Here is a 23,457-nt window from a genome sequence, read left to right on the forward strand (position 1 = left end):
GACGAAAAGCCAGAGGAAGCCCGAAATCTGTGGACAACAATTCGGATTCGGGCGCGATTTCGACTGCGGAGAGTGATAGCGGAACGGAAGAGTCCGGGCGTTTCCGTCCGAGTCGGGTCAGGGTGCGTCCCCGGCGCCCGGGAGGGGGAAGCGGTGTTCGTTGCGCTCGATCTTGGCGGCCAGGGCGGCCAGCGGATCGATGCCGAGGACCTCGCAGAACTGGAGGAGGTAGGCGAGCACGTCGGCGACCTCGTCGGTGACGCGGTGCGCGGTGCCGGCGTCGGCCATCACGCGGGCCGACTCCTCCGGCGTCAACCACTGGAAGATCTCGACCAGTTCGGAGGCCTCCACGCTCAGCGCGGACACGAGGTTCTTGGGCGTGTGGTAGGGCTGCCAGTCGCGCGCGGCGGCGAACTCGGCCAGCCTGCGCTGGAGTCCGGCCAGGTCAGGGTGTTCCGTCACGGCTTCAGGTGTACCACTGTGACGCCCTCGGTCCCCACCGCCCAGGAGGCGTCGCTCACCGCGCCCACGCAGCGGATGTGGCCGCGTTCGCCCATCCGGGCCGCCGTCCGCAGCAGCGCGCGGCGCTGGTCCGGGTCGAGGCCGCGGTCGAAGCCGTCGGCGAGCACGGTCAGGGTCCGCAGGGCGTCGGGCACCTCGCCCGGGGTGTCCACGTCCAGCACTCCGGGCCCGGTCAGCAGCACCAGCGCCAGCGCGACGTAACGCAGTTCGCCGTCGCCGAGCCGGGCCAGCTCGGTGCGCGGGCCGCCGCCCCGGTCGAGCAGGGCCCGGACGGTGCCGTCGGCCAGCGGCTCGGCGACCAGGTCGGCCACCGGACCGGCACAGCCGGCCCGCAGCGCCTCCACCAGCAGGGCGTGCCGGCGGCCGCACTCGAACCGGGTGCGCCAGACGACGTCGGCGAGGTTGTCGCAGCCGCGCATGAGGCGGCCGGTGCCGGTGGGGACGGGGACGCGCATGTACTCGGGTCGCGGGTCGCAGGGAAAGACGGAGCGCAGGGCGACGACCATCTGCTCGGCGGCGGCCAGCACCTGCCGCTGCCCGTCGGTCTTGCCGGCCACCCGCAGCGGCAGCAGGGCGGTGCCCAGGCGGTCGTCCGGCAGCGGGGCCCGGGTCACCGGGGCGGAGCCGGCGGTGTGCCAGGCGGCCTGGACGGTCCGGCGGCCGGGGTCGCGCAGGGCAGTCTCCAGCAGGACCACCCCGCCGGCCGTCAGCCGCTCGCCGACGATCCGCAGTTCCGGCTCGGCCTGTACGGCGACGTCGAGCCGGACCGGCCCTTCGGCGCCGTCGGCCGTGCAGCCGATGCGGAAGCCCCGCCGCCCCTGGCCGTCGGGGCGCGCCCGCTCGGGGACGCAGGCGCCGGGTTCCGGGAACACCTCGACGAGGGGCGCTCCCCCGCCGAGCCGCGCCAGCGCCTCGTAGGCGGCGAGCGCGGTCGACTTGCCCGCCCCGCTGCGCCCGGCGAACAGGGTGACCGCCCCGAACGGGAACGCGGCCCGCTGGTGCCCGGCGAACGCGGACAGCCGCAACTCGGTGATCCGGGCCCGTACGTCGACGGGACCGGCGGGCCCGACGGACGCGGACGGCCCGCCGGACACGGACGGCTCGGCGAGCGCGGAGGGTTCGGCGGGCGCCGAAGACACGGCCATATGCGGACGCTATGCCTCCGCCGATCCGGTGAACCGTTTTGCCCGCCGCACCTTCCTACGAACGAGGGACCCTCCCCCGTGACCGCGGAAGCGGGCCCGGCTCAGCCGCCGGAGACGCCCGCGCTCTCCATCAGCCCGCTGACCTCCGTGCCCGGCGGCGTCAGCAGGAACACGTTGCGGTCCACCCGGTGCATCCCGCTGCCGAGGCCGAAGACGACCCCGGTGCTGAAGTCGAGGACGCGCTTGGCGACGTCGCCCTCCGCGCCGGACAGGTCCAGCAGCACCGGCGCCCCTGCCATCAGGGTCTCGGCCACCTCGCGGGCGTCCGCGAAGACATTGACCCGCAGCACGACGAACCGGCGCCGCGTCTCGGTCTCCGCGTCCGGCAGCGAGCGGTGGTCCACCGCCGACGGCCAGGCGTCCCGGCCTCTCAGCGGCACGACCTGGGCGAGCCCTTCCCACTGTTCATCGGTGACGTCGTAACGGCTCACCGGCTCCCCCCGACCTGACTCGCACTCCATGCCTGCACCGGCCAATTCTTACGCCAAGTCACCCGTTCGGCCCAACTGCGACACACTGCGCGACCCCTCACGCCGTGCACCGCTCCCCTCGCGCGCGCCACATGTATGCATACGCCCGCTTCTTACCGCCCTCACACCCGACTCTTCACCTCTCGTCGCGCCCCGCTCACCGGCCGCCACTAGCGTCCGGTCCCGTGCACTTGGCAGAACGAACACAGGTGACACCCGGCCGGCGGACACTGTCGGCGGTGTCCGCCGCTCCCGGAAGCCGCGCGGACGACGTCCGGGGCCCCGCGCAATGGCATCGCGTCCTGACCCTGCTCGCCGACGTGAGCCTCTTCATCGGCACCCGCGCGGTGTGGACGCAGGCGGCCACCCACCACGTCGTCCTGGCCGGGGTCATCTCCGTCTGCTACGCCTCGATCCTGGTCAGCGGCGTGCTCGCGCTGACGGTCCGCCGGGCGCGCTCGCTGGCCCGCCTCGACCTCGTCGTGCTGCTCACCGCCGTCGCGCTCACGCTGTGCACCTGGGCGCTGAACCACGCCGGGGGCGACGAGGCGGTGCTGACCACCCAGGCCGCCCGGGAGATGGTCGCCGGGCACCCGGTGTACGGGCAGCCCTGGCCCTGGCTGTTCCACGGCAAGGGCGTCGCGCTCACGGCGACGACGACCGGCGGTTACGACCTCACCTACGGCTATCCCCCGCTGGCACCGCTGCTGACCGCGCCCCTGCTGTGGCTGGGCCACGGCGGCGCCCCGGCGACCGCGACGGCGACGCTCGCGCTGATCACCGGCGCCGCACTGCTGTGGCGGCTGCTGCCGGTGCCGTGGCGTTCGGCGGCGACCATGGTCTGCCTGGGGTTCGGTTTCCTGCCGCTGTACGCGCGGCAGGGCTATCCGGCGATCCTGGCGATGGTGCTGCTGATCCCCGTGGTGGTCGGCTGGCCGCGCACCGGTGCCGGCGGCCGGCTGGGCACGCCGGGGATCGCGCGGGCCGTCTGCCTGGGGGCCGCGTGCGCCACCCAGCAGTTGCCCTGGTTCGTGACCCCGTTCCTGCTGGCCGGGATCTACGCCGTACGCCGGGGCGAACTCGGCGCCCGCCCGGCGCGGCTGGTGGTGCTGCGGATGCTGGGCGTCGCCGCGACCGCCTGGCTGCTGATCAACACGTACTTCCTCGTGCACGAGCCGGGTCCCTGGCTCGGCGGGATCGCCCTGCCGCTCACCCAGGGCGCGATCCTGCACGGGCAGGGCCTGGTGGACGTCTCGCTGTACTTCACGCACGGCAGCGACCGGCTCGACTGGTACGGCCACGCGAGCATGCTGCTGGCCGCGGCCCTGCTGGCGCTGTTCGTGCTGTTCGTACGGCGGCTGGGCCCGGCGGCGACGGTGCTGCCCTGGTGCGCCTTCTACCTGGCGACCCGCTCCCAGGACGGCTACTACCTGATGATGACCCCCCTGTGGCTCGCCGCGGCGGTCACCGCGCCGCTGCCGGAGTTCGCGCGTGCCTGGCAGCCGCGCCCCCGCCCGCTGCGCGGCCCGCGCCGCCGGCCCGCACTGGTGGGCGCGGTGGTCCTGCTGGTGCTGCCCGCCCTGGTGAGCGCGGTGCTCGCGGTCACGGGCGGGCCGCCGCTGCGGATGGACGTCACGGCGGCCCGGCGGGCCACGGCGCGCTCGCTGTCGGCGGTGACCGTGCGGGTGACCAACACCGGGGGCGGCCCGCTCACCCCGCACTACATGCTGACCACGGGCCAGGGCATGAGCCGGTACTGGTCGCTGACGCGCGGCCCCGCCACCATCCCCGGGCACACCACGGCGACCGTCGAACTGCGGGCGCCGTCCGGGAGGTTCCCGCTGCCCGCGCGGCCCGGCGCCCATATCCGGCTGCGCGCCTTCACGGCGGGTCCGCAGACCCTTTCCACCCGCGACCTCGACCCGGCCGAGCTGGGCCGCAGGGGCTGATCCGTCAGGCGGCCGCGCGGGTGAAGCGCAGCGCGGCGGTGACCGTGGTCAGGCCGCGCATCATGCCCAGCTGGTTCCAGGTCACGCCGAACCGGTCGCGGTCGACGGTGAACTCGGTCTCCAGGGCGAGCGCCTCGGCCGTCGCCGAGGTCAGGCGCGCGGTGAGGGTCAGCGGCCTGCTGACGCCCCGCACGGTCAGCTGACCGGTGACCCGCACGTCGTCGCCGTCGAGGCGCTCGGCGGAGCGGACGGCGAAGGTGATCTCGGGGTGGTCGGCGGCGGCCAGCAGGTCGGCCGAGCGCAGGTGTTCGTCGCGCTTGGCGTTGCCGGTGTCGAGGGAGGCGACGTCCAGGGTCACGGTGCCGGCGGCCGAGCCGTCGGGCCGGACCTCGCCCTGTCCGGTGACGGCGGCGAAGGCGCCCTTGACGGTGACCAGGCCCCAGAAGGTCTTGTGCCGCAGGCTCACGGCGGACGCCGCCGGGTCGAGCCGCCAGTTGCCTGTTTCCACGGCGACGGTCATGGCCGCCCTCCGAATCACTAGTTCAAATTTGGATGACTGCACGCTAGCCCAATATCCAAATTTGGACAACAGATAGACTCGACACCATGGCCGCCCGCGACGAGACCCCCGCCGACCAGCCCGCCTGCCCCACCGCGGGCGGCGGCGGCCTGCTCCCGGGCGAACTGCGGGCCTGGATGCTGCTGCTGGCCGCGACGGGCGCGGTGGAGCAGCGGCTGCGGTGCGCCGTGAAGGAGTCCCTCGACGTCTCGCACGACGAGTTCCTCATCCTGTGCCTGCTCGCCGAGCAGCCGCGCGGCGGCCTGCGCATGACCCGGATCGCCGAGCTGCTGGGCCGCCCCAAGACCCGGCTCACCTACCAGATCGCGTGTCTGCAGAGGGCGGGCCTGGTCACCCGCGAGTCCGTCTGCGGCGACAAGCGGGGCATCGAGGTCGCGCTCACCGAGAAGGCCAGGCGCCGGCTGCGGGAGGTGTCCGGCACCCTGGCCGAGACGGTCACCCAGGCGCTCGCCCGGTTCGTCGGCCCGGAGCAGCGCGAGGCGCTCGGCGCGCTCATCCCCGGCCTCGCCGAGAACCCGTACGAACCATAGGAAATCGCCCCCTTGAAGCGGGGCGAGGTGCAGGTCACAGCCGCAAGGAGGGAAACGTCACAGGGCCCTCCCCGCACTCGGTTGAGCGCACTGCCCTAGCATCCGAGCCATGACGGTCCTGCCTGACGACGGGCTCTCACTGGCCGCCGAGTTCCCTGACGCGACACACGAGCAGTGGCAACGCCTGGTCGAGGGTGTGCTGCGCAAGTCGGGCAAGGAAGTCTCGGGCGAGGCAGCTGAGGACGCTCTGTCCACGACGCTCGAGGACGGGCTGCGCACCCGGCCCCTGTACACGGCGCGCGACGGCGCGCCCGACCCCGGCCTGCCCGGCTTCGCCCCGTACCTGCGCGGCGGCCGCCCCGAGGGCAACACCGCGGGCGGCTGGGACGTACGGCAGCGGCACGCGGCGCTCACCGACGGAGCGGTCCTCGGGGACCTGGAGAACGGCGTCACCTCGCTCTGGCTGGTGCTCGGCGAGGGCGGCATCCCGGTGGCCGACCTGCCGCGCGCCCTCGACGGCGTCTACCTCGACCTGGCCCCGGTGGTCCTGGACGCCGGCCCCGACACCGAGGCCGCCGCGGCCGCACTGCTGCGGCTGTACGAGGACAAGGGCGTCGACCCGAAGGCCGTGCGCGGCAACCTGGGCGCCGACCCGCTCGGGTACCAGGCCCGCACCGGAACCCCGCAGGACCTCGCGCCCGTCGCCGCCCTCGCCGCGCGCTGCGCCGAGCAGTACCCGGGCCTGCGCGCGCTGACCGTGGACGCGCTGCCGTACCACGAGGCCGGCGGCTCGGCCGCCCAGGAACTGGGCGCCTCCCTCGCCACCGGCGTCGCCTACCTGCGCGAGCTGACCGGGGCCGGCCTCACCGTCGAAGCGGCCTGCGCCCAGCTGGAGTTCCGCTACGCGGCCACCGCCGACCAGTTCCTGACCATCGCCAAGCTGCGCGCCGCGCGCCGGCTGTGGGGCCGGGTCGCCGAGGTGTCCGGCGCGCCGGGCGCCGGCGCCCAGGTCCAGCACGTGGTGACCTCGCCGGTGATGATGGCGCGCCGCGACCCGTGGGTGAACATGCTCCGCACGACGGTCGCCACGCTGGCCGCCGGAGTGGGCGGCGCCGACTCCGTCACCGTGCTGCCGTTCGACCACGCGCTCGGCCTGCCGGACGCGTTCGCCCGGCGCATCGCCCGCAACACCTCCACGATCCTGGTGGAGGAGTCCCACCTGGCACGGGTCATCGACCCGGCGGGCGGCTCCTGGTACGTCGAGCGGCTGACCGACGAACTCGCCCACGCCGCCTGGGAGTTCTTCCGGTCCGTCGAGCGCGACGGCGGCCAGGCGGCCGTGCTGCGCTCCGGCCGCCTGCGCACCGACCTGGCGACGACCTGGGCGGAGCGCTCCAAGAAGCTCGCCAAGCGGCGCGAACCCATCACCGGTGTCAGCGAGTTCCCGCTGCTGTCCGAGAAGCCGGTGGAGCGCGTGCCCGCGCCCCAGCCGCCGTCCGGCGGGCTGCCCCGGGTGCGCCGCGACGAGGCGTACGAGGCCCTGCGCGCCCGCTCCGACGCCCACCTCGCGGCGACCGGCGCACGCCCCAGGATCTTCCTGGCCACCCTCGGCCCGGCCGCCGCGCACACCGCACGCTCGACCTTCGCCGCCAACCTCTTCCAGGCCGGCGGCATCGAACCGGTCACCGGAGGCGCCTTCGAGGACAGCGGTGCCACCGAGGCCGTGCTGTGCTCCAGCGACGACCTGTACGCCGAACAGGCCGCGCAGGCCGCCGAGTCGCTGCGCGCCGCAGGCGCCCGGCACGTGTTCCTCGCGGGCCGCCCGGCCGCGTACGCGGGCGTCGACTCGTACGTCTTCGCGGGCTGCGACGCCGTCGACGTCCTGTCCGCGACCCTCGACCGCATGGGAGTGTCCTGATGGGAATCCCCGACTTCGCCGGCATCGAGCTGGGGACGCCGGCCGCCGACGGCAGCGCCGAGGAGTGGCGGGCCGCCGCCGAGCGGGCGTCCGGCGGCGCGGCACCGCTGTGGGAGACCCCGGAGGGCATCGGGGTCAAGCCGCTGTACACCGGCCGCGACCTGGAGGGCCTGGACTTCCTGGGCACCTACCCGGGCATGGCGCCGTACCTGCGCGGCCCCTACCCGACGATGTACGTCAACCAGCCCTGGACGATCCGCCAGTACGCGGGCTTCTCCACCGCCGAGGAGTCCAACGCGTTCTACCGGCGCAACCTGGCGGCGGGCCAGAAGGGCCTCTCGGTCGCCTTCGACCTGCCCACGCACCGGGGCTACGACAGCGACCACCCGCGCGTCACCGGTGACGTCGGCATGGCGGGCGTGGCCATCGACTCGATCTACGACATGCGCCAGCTGTTCGACGGCATCCCGCTGGACAAGATGACCGTGTCGATGACGATGAACGGCGCGGTGCTGCCGATCCTGGCGCTGTACATCGTGGCGGCGGAGGAGCAGGGCGTACCGCCCGAGAAGCTGGCCGGGACCATTCAGAACGACATTCTGAAGGAGTTCATGGTCCGCAACACCTACATCTACCCGCCCAAGCCGTCGATGCGGATCATCTCCGACATCTTCGCGTACACCTCGCAGCGGATGCCCCGCTACAACTCCATCTCCATCTCCGGCTACCACATCCAGGAGGCCGGTGCGACGGCCGACCTGGAGCTGGCGTACACCCTCGCCGACGGCGTGGAGTACATCCGGGCGGGTCGCGAGGCCGGTCTGGACGTGGACGCGTTCGCGCCCCGGCTGTCGTTCTTCTGGGCGATCGGCATGAACTTCTTCATGGAGATCGCCAAGCTGCGCGCGGCACGGCTGCTGTGGGCCAAGCTGGTCGCGCAGTTCGAGCCGAAGAACACCAAGTCCCTGTCGCTGCGCACGCATTCGCAGACCTCGGGCTGGTCGCTGACCGCGCAGGACGTGTTCAACAACGTGACGCGCACGTGTGTCGAGGCGATGGCGGCGACCCAGGGGCACACCCAGTCGCTGCACACCAACGCCCTCGACGAGGCGCTGGCCCTGCCCACCGACTTCTCGGCCCGCATCGCCCGCAACACCCAGCTCCTCATCCAGCAGGAGTCGGGCACCACCCGGGTCATCGACCCGTGGGGCGGCAGCGCGTACGTGGAGAGGCTGACGTACGACCTCGCCCGCAAGGCGTGGGCGCACATCCAGGAGGTCGAGCAGGCGGGCGGCATGGCGCAGGCCATCGACGCCGGCATCCCCAAGCTGCGCGTGGAGGAGGCCGCCGCGCGCACCCAGGCCCGGATCGACTCGGGACGCCAGCCGGTGATCGGCGTCAACAAGTACCGCGTGGACAGCGACGAGCAGATCGAGGTCCTCAAGGTCGACAACTCCTCCGTGCGCGCCCAGCAGATCGAGAAGCTGCGGCGGCTGCGCGCGGAGCGGGACGAGACCGCCTGCCGGGACGCGCTGGACGCGCTCACCCGGGCCGCGGACGGCGAGGGCAACCTGCTGGAGCTCGCCGTGCGCGCGGCCAGGGCCAAGGCGACCGTCGGTGAGATCTCCGACGCCCTGGAGAAGGTGTACGGCCGGCACGCGAGCCAGATCCGTACGATCTCCGGCGTGTACCGCAACGAAACAGGGGAGTCCCCGTCCGTGGACCGCACCCGCGCCCTGGTGGACGCCTTCGAGGAGGCCGAGGGCCGGCGCCCGCGCATCCTGGTCGCCAAGATGGGCCAGGACGGCCACGACCGGGGCCAGAAGGTGATCGCCACCGGCTTCGCCGACCTCGGCTTCGACGTCGACGTCGGCCCGCTGTTCCAGACGCCGGAGGAGGTCGCCCGCCAGGCGGTCGAGGCGGACGTGCACGTGGTCGGCGTGTCGTCGCTGGCCGCCGGTCACCTCACCCTCGTGCCCGCGCTGCGCGAGAAGCTGGCCGAGGAGGGCCGGGAGGACATCACGATCGTGGTCGGCGGTGTCATCCCGCCGCAGGACGTGCCGGTCCTGCTGGAGATGGGCGCGGCGGCCGTGTTCCTGCCCGGCACCGTGATCCCGGACGCCGCGTACGACCTGGTGAAGCGGCTGTCGGCCGACCTCGGCCACGACCTGTAGGCCCGATGGCAGCGATCGATCTCGACACGTATGTGAAGGGTGTGCTCGACGGCAGGCGGGCCCTGGTGGCCCGCGCCATCACGCTCGTCGAGTCCACCCGCCCCCAGCACCGGGCGCTGGCCCAGCAGTTGCTCACGGAGCTGCTGCCGCACAGCGGCCGGGCGCGGCGGATCGGCGTGAGCGGGGTGCCGGGTGTCGGCAAGTCGACGTTCATCGACGCGTTCGGCACCCTGCTGACCTCCCTGGGCCACCGGGTGGCCGTGCTCGCGGTGGACCCGTCCTCGACCCGCACCGGCGGCTCGATCCTCGGCGACAAGACGCGGATGGAGCGGCTGGCGGTGGACCCGGCGGCCTTCGTCCGGCCCTCCCCCAGCGCGGGCACGCTGGGCGGCGTCGCGAAGGCCACCCGGGAGTCGATGGTCGTCATGGAGGCGGCGGGCTACGACGTGATCCTGGTGGAGACCGTCGGCGTGGGCCAGTCGGAGACGGCCGTGGCGAACATGGTCGACTCCTTCCTGCTGCTGACCCTGGCCCGCACCGGCGACCAGTTGCAGGGCATCAAGAAGGGTGTCCTGGAGCTGGCCGACGTCATCGCCGTCAACAAGGCGGACGGCCCGCACGAGCGCGATGCGAAGGCCGCGGCCCGCGAACTGTCGGGCGCGCTGCGCCTGATGCACGGCAAGGACGCGTTCTGGACGCCTCCGGTGCTCAGTTGCAGCGCCCGGGAGTCGTCGGGCCTCGACGTGGTGTGGGACCGCCTGGAACAGCACCGCTCCCTGCTGGACTCCACGGGCCGGCTCGCCGCCAAGCGCCGGGACCAGCAGGTCGACTGGACCTGGTCGATGGTCCGGGACGAACTCCTGGACCGCCTGCGCACGCACCCCGCGGTACGCGAGACCGCCCCGGCTCTCGAACAGCGGGTGAAGGACGGCTCGCTGACGGCGACGCTGGCGGCGGAGGAGATCCTGCGGGCGTTCGCGAGCACCGACGGGGCCGGGCGCCCCGGTCCCGGCATGTGAGCTGCGCGACACCGTGACGGTGGCGGGTTTGCGGGGCGGGCGTGGGGTGAGACGGCTGGGATGCCGTACCGCAGACCAGGATCCGCGCCCTCCCCGGCGGCCGGGGCGACCTCGGGCGCCGGGGCCGCGGCGCAGCGGGACGCGTTCTTCGACAACGCCAAGTACCTGGCGATCGTGCTGGTGGCGATCGGCCACGCGTGGGAGCCGCTGCGCGACGACAGCCGTACCGTCACCGCTCTGTACACGCTCGTCTACGCCTTCCACATGCCCGCGTTCATCGTCATCGCCGGCTACTTCTCCCGCGGCTTCGAGGCGACGCCGGCGCGGATCGCGCGGCTGGTGACGGGGATCGCCGTTCCCTACGTGGTCTTCGAGACGGCGTACACGTTCTTCACCCGGTGGACGGACCAGGTCCCGGACCGCCCCGTCAGTCTGCTGGACCCGCTCTATCTGACGTGGTTCCTCGCGGCCCTCTTCGTCTGGCGCCTGACCGCCCCGCTGTGGCGGCTCGTCCGGTGGCCGCTGCCGCTCGCGCTCGTCGTGGCGATGCTGGCGACCCTCTCCCCGTCGATCGGCAACGACCTCGATCTCCAGCGGGTCCTGCAGTTCCTGCCGTACTTCGTCCTGGGCCTGTGCCTGCGGCCCGAGCACTTCTCGCGGGTCCGCACCCTGCGGACGCGGGTGCTGGCGGTGCCGGTGTTCGCCGGCGGGTTCGCCGTGGCGTACCTGGCGCGGCCGCGCTCCTCCTGGTTCATGCACCGCGACAGCGCCGCCGAACTCGGCACACCCGACTGGTACGGGCCCGTCATGACCCTGGCGACCTTCGGCTGCTCACTGCTGCTGGTCGCCTGCTTCCTGGCCTGGGTGCCCGGGCGCAGGACCTGGTTCACCGTGCTCGGCGGCGGCACGCTCTACGGGTACCTGCTGCACGGATTCCTCGCCCAGGGCTCCCGGTTCTGGGGCTGGTACGACCCCCACTGGGTGCACCGGCCCCTCGGCTGGGCCACTGCGGCGCTCGTGGCGGCGGCGGCCGTGACCGCGCTGTGCACGCCACCGGTGCGGCGGGTCTTCCGATTCGTGGTGGAGCCGAGGACGGAGTGGGACTTCCGCGGGACGGCGGGCGGCGAAGGCCGGTCCCGGTCGGCGGTGGGGAACGCCTGACCGGCGGTCCCCACCGCCACAGGCCGTGGTGGGGACCGCGGTCGGACCCCGGTCAGGCTCCGGCCGCCTCGCCCGACCAGTCCGGCGGGGTGAAGAGCACGCCCGGCAGCACCGCGTGGCGCGCGTTGCGCAGGGCGGCCCGGAACACCGACGCGAGGAAGGCGATCTGCGCGGGGTGGAGACCGTCCTGCGCCCGCGTCTCGTTGCCCGGGGGAACCAGGGCGCGGCGGATGCGGGACAGTTCCGCGATGATGCCCGGCGGGTCCAGCAGCGGGTCGAGGTGGACCGGCTCCCCGACGGAGAGCAGGAGTCCCCGTGCGATCAGCTCCAGTTCGGGTTCCTTCTCCACCGCCGCGCGGTAGAGCCGGGCCCGCCCGAAGGACACCAGCCGCTCCAGGTCGGCCGGTTCGAGCAGCGAGGTGACCGTCACGGAACCGAGCCTCCCCCACAGGCCCGTCCGGTGCTGCTCGACGGCGATCCAGGACGCCAGCATGGGATCGACGTGGACGGCCCGCAGGGCCCGCGCGCCCAGGTGGTACGCGAGATCGACGGCGAGCCCCGCGTCGTCCTCGTTGTCCGCGCCCTTCGCCGCGGTCAGCAACGTGGCCGCGAGCAGCGGCAGGAGGTCGGCCTCCTTCTCCTCCCAGCGCTCCCTCATGCAGAGGTCGGCCCAGTGGTCCAGCGCCTGCTCCGCCTCGGCCGACGGCTTCCCGGACCCGCCGGCTTCGAGGTGGTGCCACGCCGCCCGCACCAGACGCTGTCTGGCGGTCGTCTCCCCGTCCTCGTCCTCGATCACGGCGTCCGGGTCGAGGCACACGTCCCGGTAACGGTCGAAGCGGGCCGGCGGTTTGTTCGCCGCGACGACGATGCTGGGCACGTCGGGCACGATGCCGCGCTGGTTGCGGTGCACGGTGCGCACCTGCGCCGCGCCGCCCTCGGTGTGATCGGTCAGCGCCTCCACCTCACCGACGAGCCGTTGGTCGTCCGGGAGGTTGGACGCCCTGCTGAGGAAGGACACGAGGAGGTCGTTGCTCTCCAGCCGGGCCAGGTACCGGTGCCGGCCGTGGGGAGCCCTGCGAGGCACGCCGCCCAGCACGACGAGCCGGACCGGCTGGCCGATCCGCAGGCGCCGGAAGTGACTGAGCGCCGAGGCCGAGGACGTGCAGGAGACGTGTCCGCGCGCGACGACCTGGGCCCAGACGTGGCGCTCCGGCTCGACCAGGTGCTCGTGCAACTGGCCGCCCGTCAGGTTCGCCCAGGCCGCGTGCGCCGCGGGCAACCAGCGCAGCGCCCCCGACGCCTTCTCCTGGCACAGCAGGCCCGCCGGGTTCGCGTCGCCGCCGTTCCCGTCGACCGCGGCGAGCGGCAGGACCAGCCGCTCGGCCTCCTGCCGGATGCGCAGCCCGGTCTCCGGAGTCCCGTCGGCCCCGCTGTGCAGCCACAGCGTCCGGGCACCGGCACCTGGCCGCTCCGGTCCGGTCAGCGTCGCGGCCACCGCGTCGGCGGCCTCGGCGGGCAGACCGGGTACCAGCCGGTCGAGGGGGACGGCGAGCAGGGCACCGCCCGCGCTGAGCACGAGCCGGCCGTCCGCCAGCCGCCCCGCCGGCCGGGCCGGCACCTGCCATCGCCGCTCGGGCCCGGCCGGCAGGCGCGGCTGGCCCGCGCGGGACACCAGCAGAGTGCCGTCGGCCCCGGCCCGCTCGACGGTCACGGGAAGCGCCCCGTCGACCATGGCCAGCAGGGCGAGAACCCGCTCCGGTGGCGCCGACAGCTCCCGGCGCAGCCAGTCGTCGTCCGCCCAGCCGTCCTCGGCGAGGGCGACGGCGGCGCCGGGGACGCCGTGCACGTGCAGGACGCCGTCCTGGTCGCAGCCCAGCAGTACGGCGTCCCCGGGCTCGGGGGCGCCGGACCAGGGGGCGAGGCGGTTGTCCGGGGTGAGCCGGACCGTGCTGCCCTCGGCGTGCCGGACCGCCGCCTCCCGGGTGACCGGGTACCGCAACTCCCGGTCGCCGCCGCCCAGGTGCAGCGTGCCGGACCCGGGGTCGGCGGTGCGGACCGTCAGGACGGCGGGTGCGTCGCCCAGGGCGCCGCGCAGCCCCGGTCGCCAGTCCCGCAGCACGACGCAGGCCGGTTCGGTCAGGCCCCGCTGATGGGCGGTGGCCCACACCATGTCACCGGGCCGGAACAGGTCCCAGCACAGCCCCTCCAGGGACTCCAGGACACCGTTGCGCAGGGTGTGCACCAGGCCGCCCGGCACCTCGGCGAGCCGGCCGGGCGACAGCTCCAGCCACAGACCGTCGGCCTCGCCCGTGCCCCCGGCGTGCCGTACCGGGCCCGCGACGGGACAGAGATGTGCCTCCTCGTCCGTGCGTCGCCTGCCGGCCGCTTCCGCCTTGCCCTTGCCGGTCCGTCGGTCGGCGCCGGCGCGGCGGACGGTGAGGTGCCCGGCGGGGAAGCCGTAGTGGCGGCCCTGCTCCAGCGGGAAGCGCAGGGTCGGGCCGTCGGCGGGGATCACCGGCGGCTCGCTGCCCCGGCGGTCCAGTTCCTCGCGGACCACCGACCCCGGGGTGCCGTCGGGCCAGTGCCCGGTACGGCCGTCGTGCGGCACGTCACGCGCGACGGCGTGCCGTTCGGCGATCCAGCGGGCGCCGCGGTCGGCGAAGGAGAGCTGCGCCGGGTCGATCGGCGTGCCCGGGTGTGCCGGAGCCTTAGCCCGCTCTCCCGGGCCCTGCTCCGGTTCGCCGGGGATCACCGGGGCCAGGCGCGCCTCCAGGGTGCCGGGATCCACGGAGAGCCAGGCGACCTTGCTCTCGCCGGGTTCCGTGGCCTCCAGGACGAGGTCCTGCGACCCGGTGCGCAGCCGGCCGGTCTTGGGGTGCGGGTGCCGCATCACCCGGCCGATGCCGGCGAGCGTGGCGTCCTCCGTTTCGGCCTGGGCGGCGAAGAGCTCCGTGTTGGGCAGGCCCGAGACGGTGAACAGCGGCTGTTTCAGCTGTTTCGCGAGGGGCCGGTTCCCGCTCAGCAGGGGGTTCTTGGGGAACACCACGGCCTCACGGCCGTCGACGGCGTACGCGGAGTCGCTGGGCAGGGCCGTCCGGAGCCGGAACCGGTCGTCCTCGGTCCGGGTGACGCGCACCACGGTGCCCGGCTCCACGTCGTCCGACTCGGCGATGTCCGCCGGGGTCAGGGAGACGTGGATGCCCGCCCGCAGCTCCAGCCGCAGATGATCCGGCTCGTCCGCCGTGACCGTGGCGAAACAGGACGGGTCGCGCGTGGTCAGAAGGCTGAGCAGCGCCTTGGCGCGCCGGGCCGGCGCCTTGGTCATCCGCCCCTCGAAGTGGCCGTCGCCCTGCCGCCAGCGACGCAGCTCGACCAGATAGGGCGTCCCGGTCAGCGCGTCCTCCTTCTGCCTGCTCTCCTCGTAGATGCGGCGCAGCAGGTCCTCCCGGTGCGCGAACGTCCGGCGCGTGACCCGGGCGACGATCCGTTCGGGGGCCTGCTCCGAGCCGAGTTCCAGCGCCAGGTCGAGGGTGACGTCGTTGCGGTGCTGCTGGATCCGCTCGGCCCACATGAAGACGTGCTCGTTGTGCCGGATGCCGTCCTGGGCCTTGGGGTCGACCACCGGCCGCACGTGGCGGAACTGCACCTCCAGGCCGTTGGTGCGGTCCCACCTCTCGATGTCCAGTCTTCCGAGCACACGCACGACGTCGGGGCCGGTGGGGTAGTGACTCAGGACGGACGCCATGCCCTTCTGGGTCAGCCGGAGCCGGGGCGTGCAGACCTCCTCCGGGCCCTCGCCCGCGCGTTCGTCGGTGGCGGGCGCCCTGCTGAGGGTCTCGACGCCGAGGACGTGAGCCGTGTCGGCCTCCCGGTCCAGGCGCACGGTCAGCCGGGAGAGGATGCCGAGACCGGCCTCCCGGCGCAGCCGGCGCTCGGTCGACCAGCGGATCCCGTGCCCGTGCAGGTCCAGCCAGAACCGGTCCTGGCCCTTCGGCTCGTCGCCCCGCCGCACCTTCGGGGTGATGGTGACGCGGGTGACCTGGTCGCCGTGGAAGACCGGCAGTTCCCTGGCGCCGCGCAGCGGACGGCCGTCCAGTCTCACGTCGTTCAGGTGGACCTGGAGGGTGCGTCCGTACCCGTACTCGAAGAGCAGCCGGTCCGGCTGGGGGCGCCCGCCGCGTGACCGGTCCCGCGGTACCAGGCCGACGAAGTAGAGGGAGGTCTCCGTCTCGCGGCCGGCGACGATGTTGTGGATCTCCATGAAGGTGCCCAGGCGCAGCGGCTGCACCTGGCGGAACGAGGCCGTGTACGGCACGGTGCCCTCGGCGGGCGCGGGGACCGGCCGCACCACGACCCGGGCGTTCTTGCGCGCGTACGTGGCGCCCTCGACGTGGGGCCGCTCGTCCGGTTCCAGGGGTACCGGCGGCAGGCTGACGCGGCGCCCCGAGTCGTCGACCGGCACCGGCAGCAGCACGGCCTCCCGGTCGCGCAGTTCGGCGTTCCAGCCGGCCGCCTTCATGACCAGTGGCCACGCCTTGTCCTGATCACCGTCGGTCTGTCCGCTGCGCGCCTCGGTGAGCTTGAAGATCCGGCGCACGTCGTAGAACCGGGCGCGCCCCCTGGGGGTCAGCTCCAGTTCGACGGAGTCGACCTGCCACGCCTGCTCGGTCTCGAAGCGAGCCCTGGTGTAGCCCCAGGCCGAGCGGCCGCGCCCGAGCGACACCTGCGCGCGGTGCCGGCTCACGGCGTCTCGCCCCTGCTGCCTCCCTCGCTTGCCGCCGTCCAGGAAGGGGGTTCCGAGGGACACCGGGGCGGAAGTGAACTCGTCCTGGCCGCGCCTGCGCAGCTTGCTCAAGTCGGCCAGCACCCCAGGTTGGCCGTGCACCTGCCCGAGCGGAAATCGCTTTTGCGACGTGTCGAGAGCGGTTCCGAGATAGGCGTGATTGCGTCCCGGCGTCTCGTCCAGCCTCCACAGACACCGGGCGAAGACGCGGCGGCGGACCACGGTGAAGGCCCAGTATCCGCCCGTACGGCAGGCCTTCACCCGGTCACCGCTGGAACGGGCCGGTTCCGGGAACGCCTCCCACGGGATGCGGACGTCGACGACGTGTTCGCCCACCCTCAACCAGACCTGCGGTGTCTGGCCGGAGTGCGACGTCGGTGCCGAGAGCAGCACGCCGTCGAGGTGGTGCGCGCCCGCGAGCAGCTTGCCGACCTCGGCGGGCGTCCCCTCGGGCAGTTGGGCCAGCAGGTCGTCGGTGGACACCGGCTGTGCGACGTCGCGCGGGTGGAGGGTCGGGGTGTCGCGGTCGGTCCAGGTGACTCTGGTGACGACGGCGTCCCGGCCCCTGACCGCGCGTTGCCACTCGTCCGCGTCCCTGGCGGGACGCAGCATCACGGACTCCGCCTCGACGGCGACCTGGATGTTCCCCTCGACCGTCCAGGCGTTGTACGTACCCCCGCGCGACGGTGACTTGACCCCGCCCCGCAGCCGGACGACATCGCCGGCCCTGAGGTCGTGCAGCCGATGGAACGCCTCCGTGGTCGCCTGCTGGGCGTCGAGGTGCGGGTCGACGAGTGCCTTGACCTGTGCCGTGCGCATGCCGCGCTCGTCCCAGCCGGTCACCGTCTGCTCGACGGAGTCCGCCGAGTGCGGCGGCATGTCCTTGACGACGATGACAGGAAACCCGGGGATGCCGTGTTCCACCCACCCGCGCCGGTCCTTGAGGACCACCTCGACGGTGTCCCCGGAGCACAGGTCGCGCCACCGCAGGTTCCTGGTGTCGAGGCCGCCCGCCGCAGCCTCGAAGCACTCGGACTCCGGCAGGTCGTCCGGTGGCTCGCTGACGAGCGTGAGCCGGGGCGGCTCCTTGTCCGGCGGATCGGTGACCGTCACCCAGCAGCGAAGTCCGACCGGGTCCCGTGCCTCGGCGATCTCCTCGCGCAGCGCTGCCGCGGACTCCGGGTCCCAGCAGCGGTCCGGCAGGAGGTAGGTGTGTCCGGGCCGCAGCCCGAACCGCCAGGCCCCCGGCTCCGCGGCGGTCTGCTCCATCAGGGTCAGGACCGCCACCGTCCCGCCGCCGTAGGGCAGTTCGGAGGCCAGGAACTCGGTGAAGCCGCGGTCGACGGGGTGCCAGCCGTCCGTCTCGTAGCGGGCGACGGTCTCGACGACGTTACCGGGCCTCTCGTCCGCCGGAGCGAATCCCCTGGTGAGGTCCGGGTCCCAGGCGGAGAGCGGCCCGGCGCCCTCCTCGGTGTCGTCCGGCGCGTCCGCGAGGACCACTCCCGCCATCCCCTTGGCCGGTCGCAGGGTGACGCGCACCCGCCGTACGTCACCCACCCGATGCGTCACGGGGAGCTTCTGGGGCACTCCGTAGACCTCGATGCCCTCGTAACGGTCGTGGCCGAGCTGGAACCGGACCGGGTCACCGACCTCGACACTGTGGTCGGCGGACGCCTCCAACGGCTGTCCGAGGCCGCAGTTGAGCAGCAGTCTCCCTTCCCCGGTCCGCCCGCACACCACTCCGACCACGCTCGGGGACCGCCCCTGACGCGCCTCCCTGATGACTTTGTCGCGCTGGCCGGGCTCGTTGTACAGGTCGTAGGTCTCCCCCTGCTTCATGTCGACCGGCAGGTGGTGGAACACCGCCTCGTCCCGGCTCTGGTAGGCGAACTGGGCCACTACCGTGCGGGGGTCCGGGGCCTTGCCCTTGCGCGCGGCTCCGGCCAGGTGCCGCTCGGAGGTGCCCAGGGGAACCGTCTGCGACCGGAGGTCCGAGCTGAGGACCGACTTCTCCCATGACCGCTCGACGAACGCGCGGTTCTCCCGGCCGTCCCCGGAGGCGTCCCGCGTCAGGGACCTGACCAGCCAGTCGAGCTGACGTCCGAGCGACTGCCCGGTCTCCCGGTACATGGCCCGCTCCCACACGTCCTGCGTGGCCCGGTCCACCCCGGCCTGGGCGAGCCGTCCGTCGTAGGACAGGCTGAGCAGGCGGGTGCGCACGGTGGTGGCGGCCCCGGACGGCAGCGGCCTCGGTTCGGCCAGCGGCTCCGGTTCGACCAGCCTCTTGAAGAGCAGTCGCTGGTCGGTTGGGGTGCGCAGGCCGAACTCGGTGAAGACGTCGAGCAGTTTGTGCATGACCCGGACGTCCTGCTCGCTGTCGTCCTGGATCACGTCGAACATCTGCAGCATGTACCAGCGGGTCAGCCGCGCGAACTCCTTGGGCGCGCGGACCCGGTCCATCCGGCTCACCCACTCGTCGACCAGAGCACGCAGCGCGCCGTCCGGCAGGCCGTCCCGGGGCTGCTTCATCGCCTGCAGCAGCCGGACCGAGGCTGCCGCGAGCAGGTGTGCGGCGCCGTTGGTCCGCCGGGCCCTGTCGATCCACCGGTCGAACGTCTCCAGGTCGTCGGACGTCTCCAGGTCGCTCGGGGCGATGAGCAGGATCTCGTGGAAGGTCTGCGGCCGGCGGTCCATGTCGCGGTTGTGCGCCATGCGGTCGGCCGTCACTTGCCGTTCGAGAAGCAGCTGCTGCAGCAGCAGCGCGTTGCCGAGGTTCTGGCGATGGGCCCAGGGGTGGAGCCGGCGGGCGGCCAGGTCGAGCACCAGCTCGACGATCGCGGGTTCGCCGTCGAACCAGCGGCTCTGCGGGGTGCGGTCCTGCGGTCCGCTGGCACCCGAGAGCGCCTCCAGCACGGCCCGCACCAGCACGTTGAGGGCTCCCCCGTCCCGGTGGAGCAGCTGGGCCTGGCGGTAGAAGCGCTGGGTGGGGTCCCGCAGCGCCTCGGGGTCCGTGCTCGCGACGGTGCGCTGGGCGAACACCTCCGGATGCAGCTCCGGGTACACCCCGCGCAGGGCGTACATCCCCGTCCGGAAGGCGGAGAAGGCCAGCGGTACGAGCGCGGGCGGGACCGGGGAGTCCTTGTGCTGCTCGTCGCCGTTCGCGATCTCCCGCATGTGCTGCCCGAGCCTGCCCTCGGTGAGGACCTCGGTGCCGTGCATCACCAGGTCGGCGAGGAAGCGGGCCTGCTCGCCGCCGTGCCGCAGCAGGCGGACCGCCGTGCGCAGGGACGACAGCAGCCGCAGCAGCACCACCTGGTCGTGCACCGTGGGGAAGCGGTCGGCTCCGCCCGCGGCGTCCCGGCCGACCAGGGCCCGGTCCACCCAGGGCGAGAAGGCCCAGGAGGCCAGGCTCGGGAGCCTGGGGGCGTCCAGGTGGCCGGTTTTGATCACGTGTCCGGCGCCCCCGCCCTTCTGCTGCGGGGGCCGCACCGGACCGGTCCGCAGCTGCCACAGGTCCGTGAGCTGGCGGGCCCATGCGATGCGTTCCCTGTGTTCGACCGGGCCGCTGAACCACACGGGGTAGTGGGGCCGGCCGCCGGGCGCGCCCCACCGGTCGACGAGCACCGCGGCCGCCGCCACGGGATGGACCCGGGCCGCGAGGTCCCAGAGCGCCTGCTGCCACAGGACCGCGGACAGCGCGGGCGGCGGCTTCTCGCCCGGCAGGCCGAGCCGGTCGAGGACGCGCGCGGCGGGTGTCCTGGGCCGGACGTCGCCGCGCAGCCTGACCAGTCCGCGCAACCCGTTGAGGGTGACGGCGTCGGTGTCCAGGTCGGCCACGGCGGCCTCGGTGTCCCGTCCGGTGCCGAGGTGCAGCAGGCGGGCGGCGGCCGTCATCAGGTCCGGCTCCAGGTCCACCCAGCCGACGGCGGGCCGGCACAGCGCCTTCAGCAGCCGGTTCCGTTCGGCCGGTCCGGAGGCGACGTCACCGAGGGCACGCAGGGCGAGCAGGAACGGCAGGCGTCCGTACTCGTGGGCCAGGGCGCGGCGGGTCAGTTCCTCCAGCGACGAACCCTCGTTGCCCAGCTCCGAGTTGATGCTCTCGGCGGCGTCCGGGTGCTCGGCCAGGTGGGCGGTCGCGGCCAGCAGGAGGGTCTCCTGCGGATAGTGGGTGAGCTCGCGGAACGGCTCATCGGTGGCCGAGGGCTTGGCCGTGTCGCCCCAGGTCGTCGCGGCATGACCCAACCGCGCGCCCGCCCGGGACGGGCTCTCCTGCGCGCAGGCCCGTAACAGGTCCGTGAGCGCTTCGGCGACCTTGCCGCCGCCCACCGTGTGGGCCACCGTGCCGAGCAGGTGCTCCAGGCAGAGCTCGGCGTTCTCCCCTCCGCCGGTGGCCAGCCGCAGCAGCCGGGGCGCGACGTGCAGCGCGGTCCACGGCTCGCAGTCCTCCAGGGCGTCCAGCGCGTCGGGAACCGCCTCGCCCAGTTCCGCGGGCGCGTCCAGCACGTCCAGTACGGCCAGGTAGGCGTGCGTCCCGTGCGGCGTGTCGCGCATGGCGGAGCAGAAGTACCAGTCCTCGATCATCGTGTTGCCTCGTCGGTGGGAGCGGGGTGTCGGAGCCTGGTCGGCGCACGGCCCACCGACTCCCTGATGTGTTCGACCAGGTCGCCGGCCTCGACGCCGGCCGGCGTCGGCTCTGCCCGGACCAGACCTAGGGCGTGGCGTTCGGTCACGGGTAGCCGGAGGAGCAGGCTCACGGCCTCGCGGTCCAGATCGGTGGCCCGCAGGAGCGGCCACCAGGCCGTGGCGCGTGGCAGGCGGCTGAGCACCTTGCCGATCGGTACGGGGAGTCCCGCGCGGACCGCGGCCGGAGCGCTGTCGGGGTGGTCGGACAGCCAGCTCACGAGCTGGCCCTCGTCCGGTGGGTCCACGGCCCACTTGGTCCCGTACCGGCGCACCAGACGGCGGACGGGGCAGGACAGGATCAGGTCGTCCCAGGCGCGCAGGTCGGCGTCGAGGAGCGGCTGCCGCACCTTGAGCAGCGCCAGGGCGATGGTGTCGGCCCGCTCGGTGTCGATGCCGAGGGGCAGGGCGCCCGGGCGGGGCACGGGCCGGTTCGCTCCGAGCGCCCGGATCCAGGCGTGGACGTCCTCGTCGTAGTCGGCGGCGACCGTCAGGGACTCGCGATGGCCGGGCAGCGTCTCGTCGGCCGCGAGCCGCTCCAGCTCCCGTGCGTAACGCGCCGGGTCCTGGCGGCGCAGCGCACGCAAATCCGTTTCGGTGGTGCCCGGCCGACCTTCTGAGGCGGCCGTACCCGCCTCCGCCCCCCGGGCCTGGGACCGGTCGCCGGGACGGTGGCGGCTCAGTGCGGTGACCGGGATGCCGAGGCGGTCCTCCAGATCCCTCCGGACGCCGTTCAGTGCGGCGGGGCCGTGGGCCTCCAGGTCGGCCACCGAGCCTTCGAGCACGACGACGAACGGTCGGGCGCGGCCACCGCTCCCACCGGTGAGCCGCTCCAACCACGCTTCACGCGCGCGTCGCCACGCGTCGTCGAGCTGTACGGGCAGGTGGACACGGAGGACCCAGCCGTCGACGGCCTCGCGCTTGGACGGCGGGTCCTTGGGCTTGCGTTCCGCCGCGGTCCCGGTCCCGGCCTCGCGGGCGGGCCAGTCGTACTTGTCGCGGAAGTCGTTCCACTCCCCCTCGGTACGGGCAGCGGCAGGCTCCCAGGTGGCTCTCTGCGGAGGTGGCTGCCGCAGATCGGTGGCGAACCACTGGCGAGCGGGCAGCCCGGCCCGCTTCAGCGGAGGGTCGAGTGCCCTCTCCGCCCGGTTCAGGTCCTGCGCGAGGTCGTGGCCGAGACCGTCGAGCAGGACACCGGCGAACGGCCGCCGCTCCAGCACCCAGACGGTGTCGAGCTGCACCCGCCGGCCCTCGGTCCCCAGCGTCGGCTCGCCGGTCTCCTGGGCCGGGACGACCGGGTAGGCCCGCAGCGGGCCGAGCACGGGTGCGGGCGGTGCGTCGCGCAGGCGCAGTCCGTTGCGGGCGGTGTAGAGGGCGGGGACGCCCAGGTGCCCGACGATGTCGGAGGTCTCGACGATCTCACGGAGTCCTTCGGCCATCGCGGCGTGGATCTCGCCGTCTCGCGTCAGTCCGGCCACGAGTCCGACCAGGAAGTTCTGCCCGATCTCGTGCTCGACCGGCGCCTGCATGGCGACGACCGCGGGGATCCCCGAGGCGATGAGGTGGTCCGCGGTGCTGCCCCAGCCGCGGAAGCCGTCGCCGGTCCCGGCGGTGCCGCACGAGATGAGGACGACGAGCTGGGTGCCCGACCGTGCCAGCATCTCGGCCAGTTCGGCGGCCGCGAGGTAGTCCTCCTCCGGGTCGCCGTTCAGCACGATGCCGCAGTCCCGAACGCCGCCCGTGGCCGGCCTGTCCCACCCGTGGGCGATGACGCACACGACGTGAGCGGTCGTCTTCAGCTGCTCCATGAGCTGCTGACGGGTGGCGGCCGCCAGCAGACTGGACCGGCCGAGCCGCTCCAGCAACTGCTCGGCCGCCGAGGCCGTGTGCAGGGACCAGTCGAACTCGTCGTCCGGCCGGGAATGCTCCAGGGCGTCGGCCGCCGAGGCCACGAGCGAGCGCAGCGGTACCTTCCGGGCCGGAGCGATGTCGTGCTCCGACGCCCGGGAGAGGACGCACCGGACCGGGTCGCCGACCAACTGGACCTGCCGGAACTGCTGAGCCGACGCCGACACGGGCAGTCTCGTGCGGGTGAGTTCCCAGGGCAGACCGGCGAACCGCGGGTCGACACAGCGGATTCGCACGTACAGCAGGGCATCGGCCCGCACGGCGTCGAGGTAGGCATCCTGGAACGCCGTCTCGACCTCCGCAGGCAGCAGCAGCGCACGCAGGGCACGGCCGATCGTCTGGCTGCCGACGCTCTTCCTGAAGTCGGCGGTCAGCGCACCGAGGTCCTCGCCCGCACCGCGCCCCGAGACCGTGACCTGATGTCGTGGCCGATGCAGAGTGACCGAAGCGGTCCAGCGCTCCTCTCCTTCTTCGCCGACCAGCACTTCGGTCTCACTGAGCGTCAGCTCGACGACATGCGCTTCATCCACTGCGTCTCACCCCCGTGTTCGTGCCCCG

Annotated in this window: 12 protein-coding genes; 6 read left to right on the top strand and 6 right to left on the bottom strand. The window is 73.5% G+C overall.

The window, feature by feature from the left end; translation table 11 throughout:
- Positions 1 to 117: 117 nt before the first annotated feature.
- The 3 genes from PV343_RS05520 to PV343_RS05530 all read right to left on the bottom strand — a co-directional run bounded on the left by PV343_RS05520 (position 118) and on the right by PV343_RS05530 (position 2,158).
- Positions 118 to 462, bottom strand: a complete 345-nt coding sequence (locus tag PV343_RS05520; RefSeq protein WP_319145627.1) for a nucleotide pyrophosphohydrolase — start codon at positions 460 to 462, stop codon at positions 118 to 120.
- Positions 459 to 1,667, bottom strand: a complete 1,209-nt coding sequence (locus PV343_RS05525) for an ATP-binding protein (RefSeq protein ID WP_319145628.1) — start codon at positions 1,665 to 1,667, stop codon at positions 459 to 461. Before PV343_RS05525 ends, PV343_RS05520 begins: the two co-directional genes overlap by 4 nt.
- Before the next feature lie 101 nt (positions 1,668 to 1,768).
- On the bottom strand, positions 1,769 to 2,158 hold the full coding sequence (locus PV343_RS05530; protein WP_319145629.1) for a cell division protein SepF: 390 nt from the start codon (positions 2,156 to 2,158) through the stop codon (positions 1,769 to 1,771).
- A 278-nt stretch (positions 2,159 to 2,436) separates the two neighbouring features.
- Here PV343_RS05530 and PV343_RS05535 point away from each other — a divergent pair, with 278 nt between their 5' ends.
- Positions 2,437 to 4,146 carry a hypothetical protein gene (locus PV343_RS05535; RefSeq protein ID WP_319145630.1) on the top strand — a complete coding sequence of 570 codons (1,710 nt, stop codon included), beginning with the start codon at positions 2,437 to 2,439 and terminating at the stop codon, positions 4,144 to 4,146.
- Between the two features lie 4 nt (positions 4,147 to 4,150).
- Here PV343_RS05535 and PV343_RS05540 read toward each other — a convergent pair whose 3' ends face one another.
- Positions 4,151 to 4,666 (bottom strand): YceI family protein, encoded by a 516-nt coding sequence (locus PV343_RS05540; protein WP_319145631.1) that lies wholly within the window; start codon positions 4,664 to 4,666, stop codon positions 4,151 to 4,153.
- Between the two features lie 86 nt (positions 4,667 to 4,752).
- Here PV343_RS05540 and PV343_RS05545 point away from each other — a divergent pair, with 86 nt between their 5' ends.
- The 5 genes from PV343_RS05545 to PV343_RS05565 all read left to right on the top strand — a co-directional run bounded on the left by PV343_RS05545 (position 4,753) and on the right by PV343_RS05565 (position 11,528).
- Positions 4,753 to 5,256 carry a MarR family winged helix-turn-helix transcriptional regulator gene (locus tag PV343_RS05545; protein ID WP_319145632.1) on the top strand — a complete coding sequence of 168 codons (504 nt, stop codon included), beginning with the start codon at positions 4,753 to 4,755 and terminating at the stop codon, positions 5,254 to 5,256.
- 109 nt (positions 5,257 to 5,365) lie between these two features.
- Entirely contained in the window at positions 5,366 to 7,174 is a 1,809-nt protein-coding gene (locus PV343_RS05550; RefSeq protein WP_319145633.1) for a methylmalonyl-CoA mutase family protein, read from the top strand.
- A complete protein-coding gene (gene scpA / locus PV343_RS05555; protein WP_319145634.1) occupies positions 7,174 to 9,348 on the top strand; it encodes a methylmalonyl-CoA mutase in 2,175 nt (724 codons plus the stop codon). Before PV343_RS05550 ends, scpA begins: the two co-directional genes overlap by 1 nt.
- A 5-nt stretch (positions 9,349 to 9,353) precedes the next feature.
- Positions 9,354 to 10,367 carry a methylmalonyl Co-A mutase-associated GTPase MeaB gene (meaB, locus tag PV343_RS05560; protein ID WP_319145635.1) on the top strand — a complete coding sequence of 338 codons (1,014 nt, stop codon included), beginning with the start codon at positions 9,354 to 9,356 and terminating at the stop codon, positions 10,365 to 10,367.
- A 60-nt stretch (positions 10,368 to 10,427) separates the two neighbouring features.
- Positions 10,428 to 11,528: an acyltransferase family protein gene (locus PV343_RS05565; RefSeq protein ID WP_319145636.1), complete on the top strand. Its 1,101-nt coding sequence runs from the start codon at positions 10,428 to 10,430 to the stop codon at positions 11,526 to 11,528.
- Between the two features lie 52 nt (positions 11,529 to 11,580).
- Here the strand turns inward: PV343_RS05565 and PV343_RS05570 are convergent, their stop codons facing one another.
- Positions 11,581 to 20,892 (bottom strand): hypothetical protein, encoded by a 9,312-nt coding sequence (locus tag PV343_RS05570; RefSeq protein ID WP_319145637.1) that lies wholly within the window; start codon positions 20,890 to 20,892, stop codon positions 11,581 to 11,583.
- Positions 20,889 to 23,429, bottom strand: a complete 2,541-nt coding sequence (locus PV343_RS05575; protein WP_319145638.1) for a CHAT domain-containing protein — start codon at positions 23,427 to 23,429, stop codon at positions 20,889 to 20,891. Before PV343_RS05575 ends, PV343_RS05570 begins: the two co-directional genes overlap by 4 nt.
- Positions 23,430 to 23,457 lie beyond the last annotated feature (28 nt).

The sequence above is a fragment of the Streptomyces sp. WI03-4A genome (assembly GCF_033792105.1).
In the GTDB taxonomy this organism is placed as follows: Bacteria; Actinomycetota; Actinomycetes; order Streptomycetales; family Streptomycetaceae; genus Streptomyces; species Streptomyces collinus_A.

Excerpts from the sequence above, each read along its gene's own strand:
- PV343_RS05540 (WP_319145631.1), bottom strand. The coding sequence starts at position 4,666 with ATGACCGTCGCCGTGGAAACAGGCAACTGGCGGCTCGACCCGGCGGCG.
- scpA (WP_319145634.1), top strand. The coding sequence starts at position 7,174 with ATGGGAATCCCCGACTTCGCCGGCATCGAGCTGGGGACGCCGGCCGCC.
- PV343_RS05525 (WP_319145628.1), bottom strand. The coding sequence starts at position 1,667 with ATGGCCGTGTCTTCGGCGCCCGCCGAACCCTCCGCGCTCGCCGAGCCG.
- PV343_RS05565 (WP_319145636.1), top strand. The coding sequence starts at position 10,428 with ATGCCGTACCGCAGACCAGGATCCGCGCCCTCCCCGGCGGCCGGGGCG.
- PV343_RS05545 (WP_319145632.1), top strand. The coding sequence starts at position 4,753 with ATGGCCGCCCGCGACGAGACCCCCGCCGACCAGCCCGCCTGCCCCACC.
- meaB (WP_319145635.1), top strand. The coding sequence starts at position 9,354 with ATGGCAGCGATCGATCTCGACACGTATGTGAAGGGTGTGCTCGACGGC.
- PV343_RS05570 (WP_319145637.1), bottom strand. The coding sequence starts at position 20,892 with ATGATCGAGGACTGGTACTTCTGCTCCGCCATGCGCGACACGCCGCAC.
- PV343_RS05550 (WP_319145633.1), top strand. The coding sequence starts at position 5,366 with ATGACGGTCCTGCCTGACGACGGGCTCTCACTGGCCGCCGAGTTCCCT.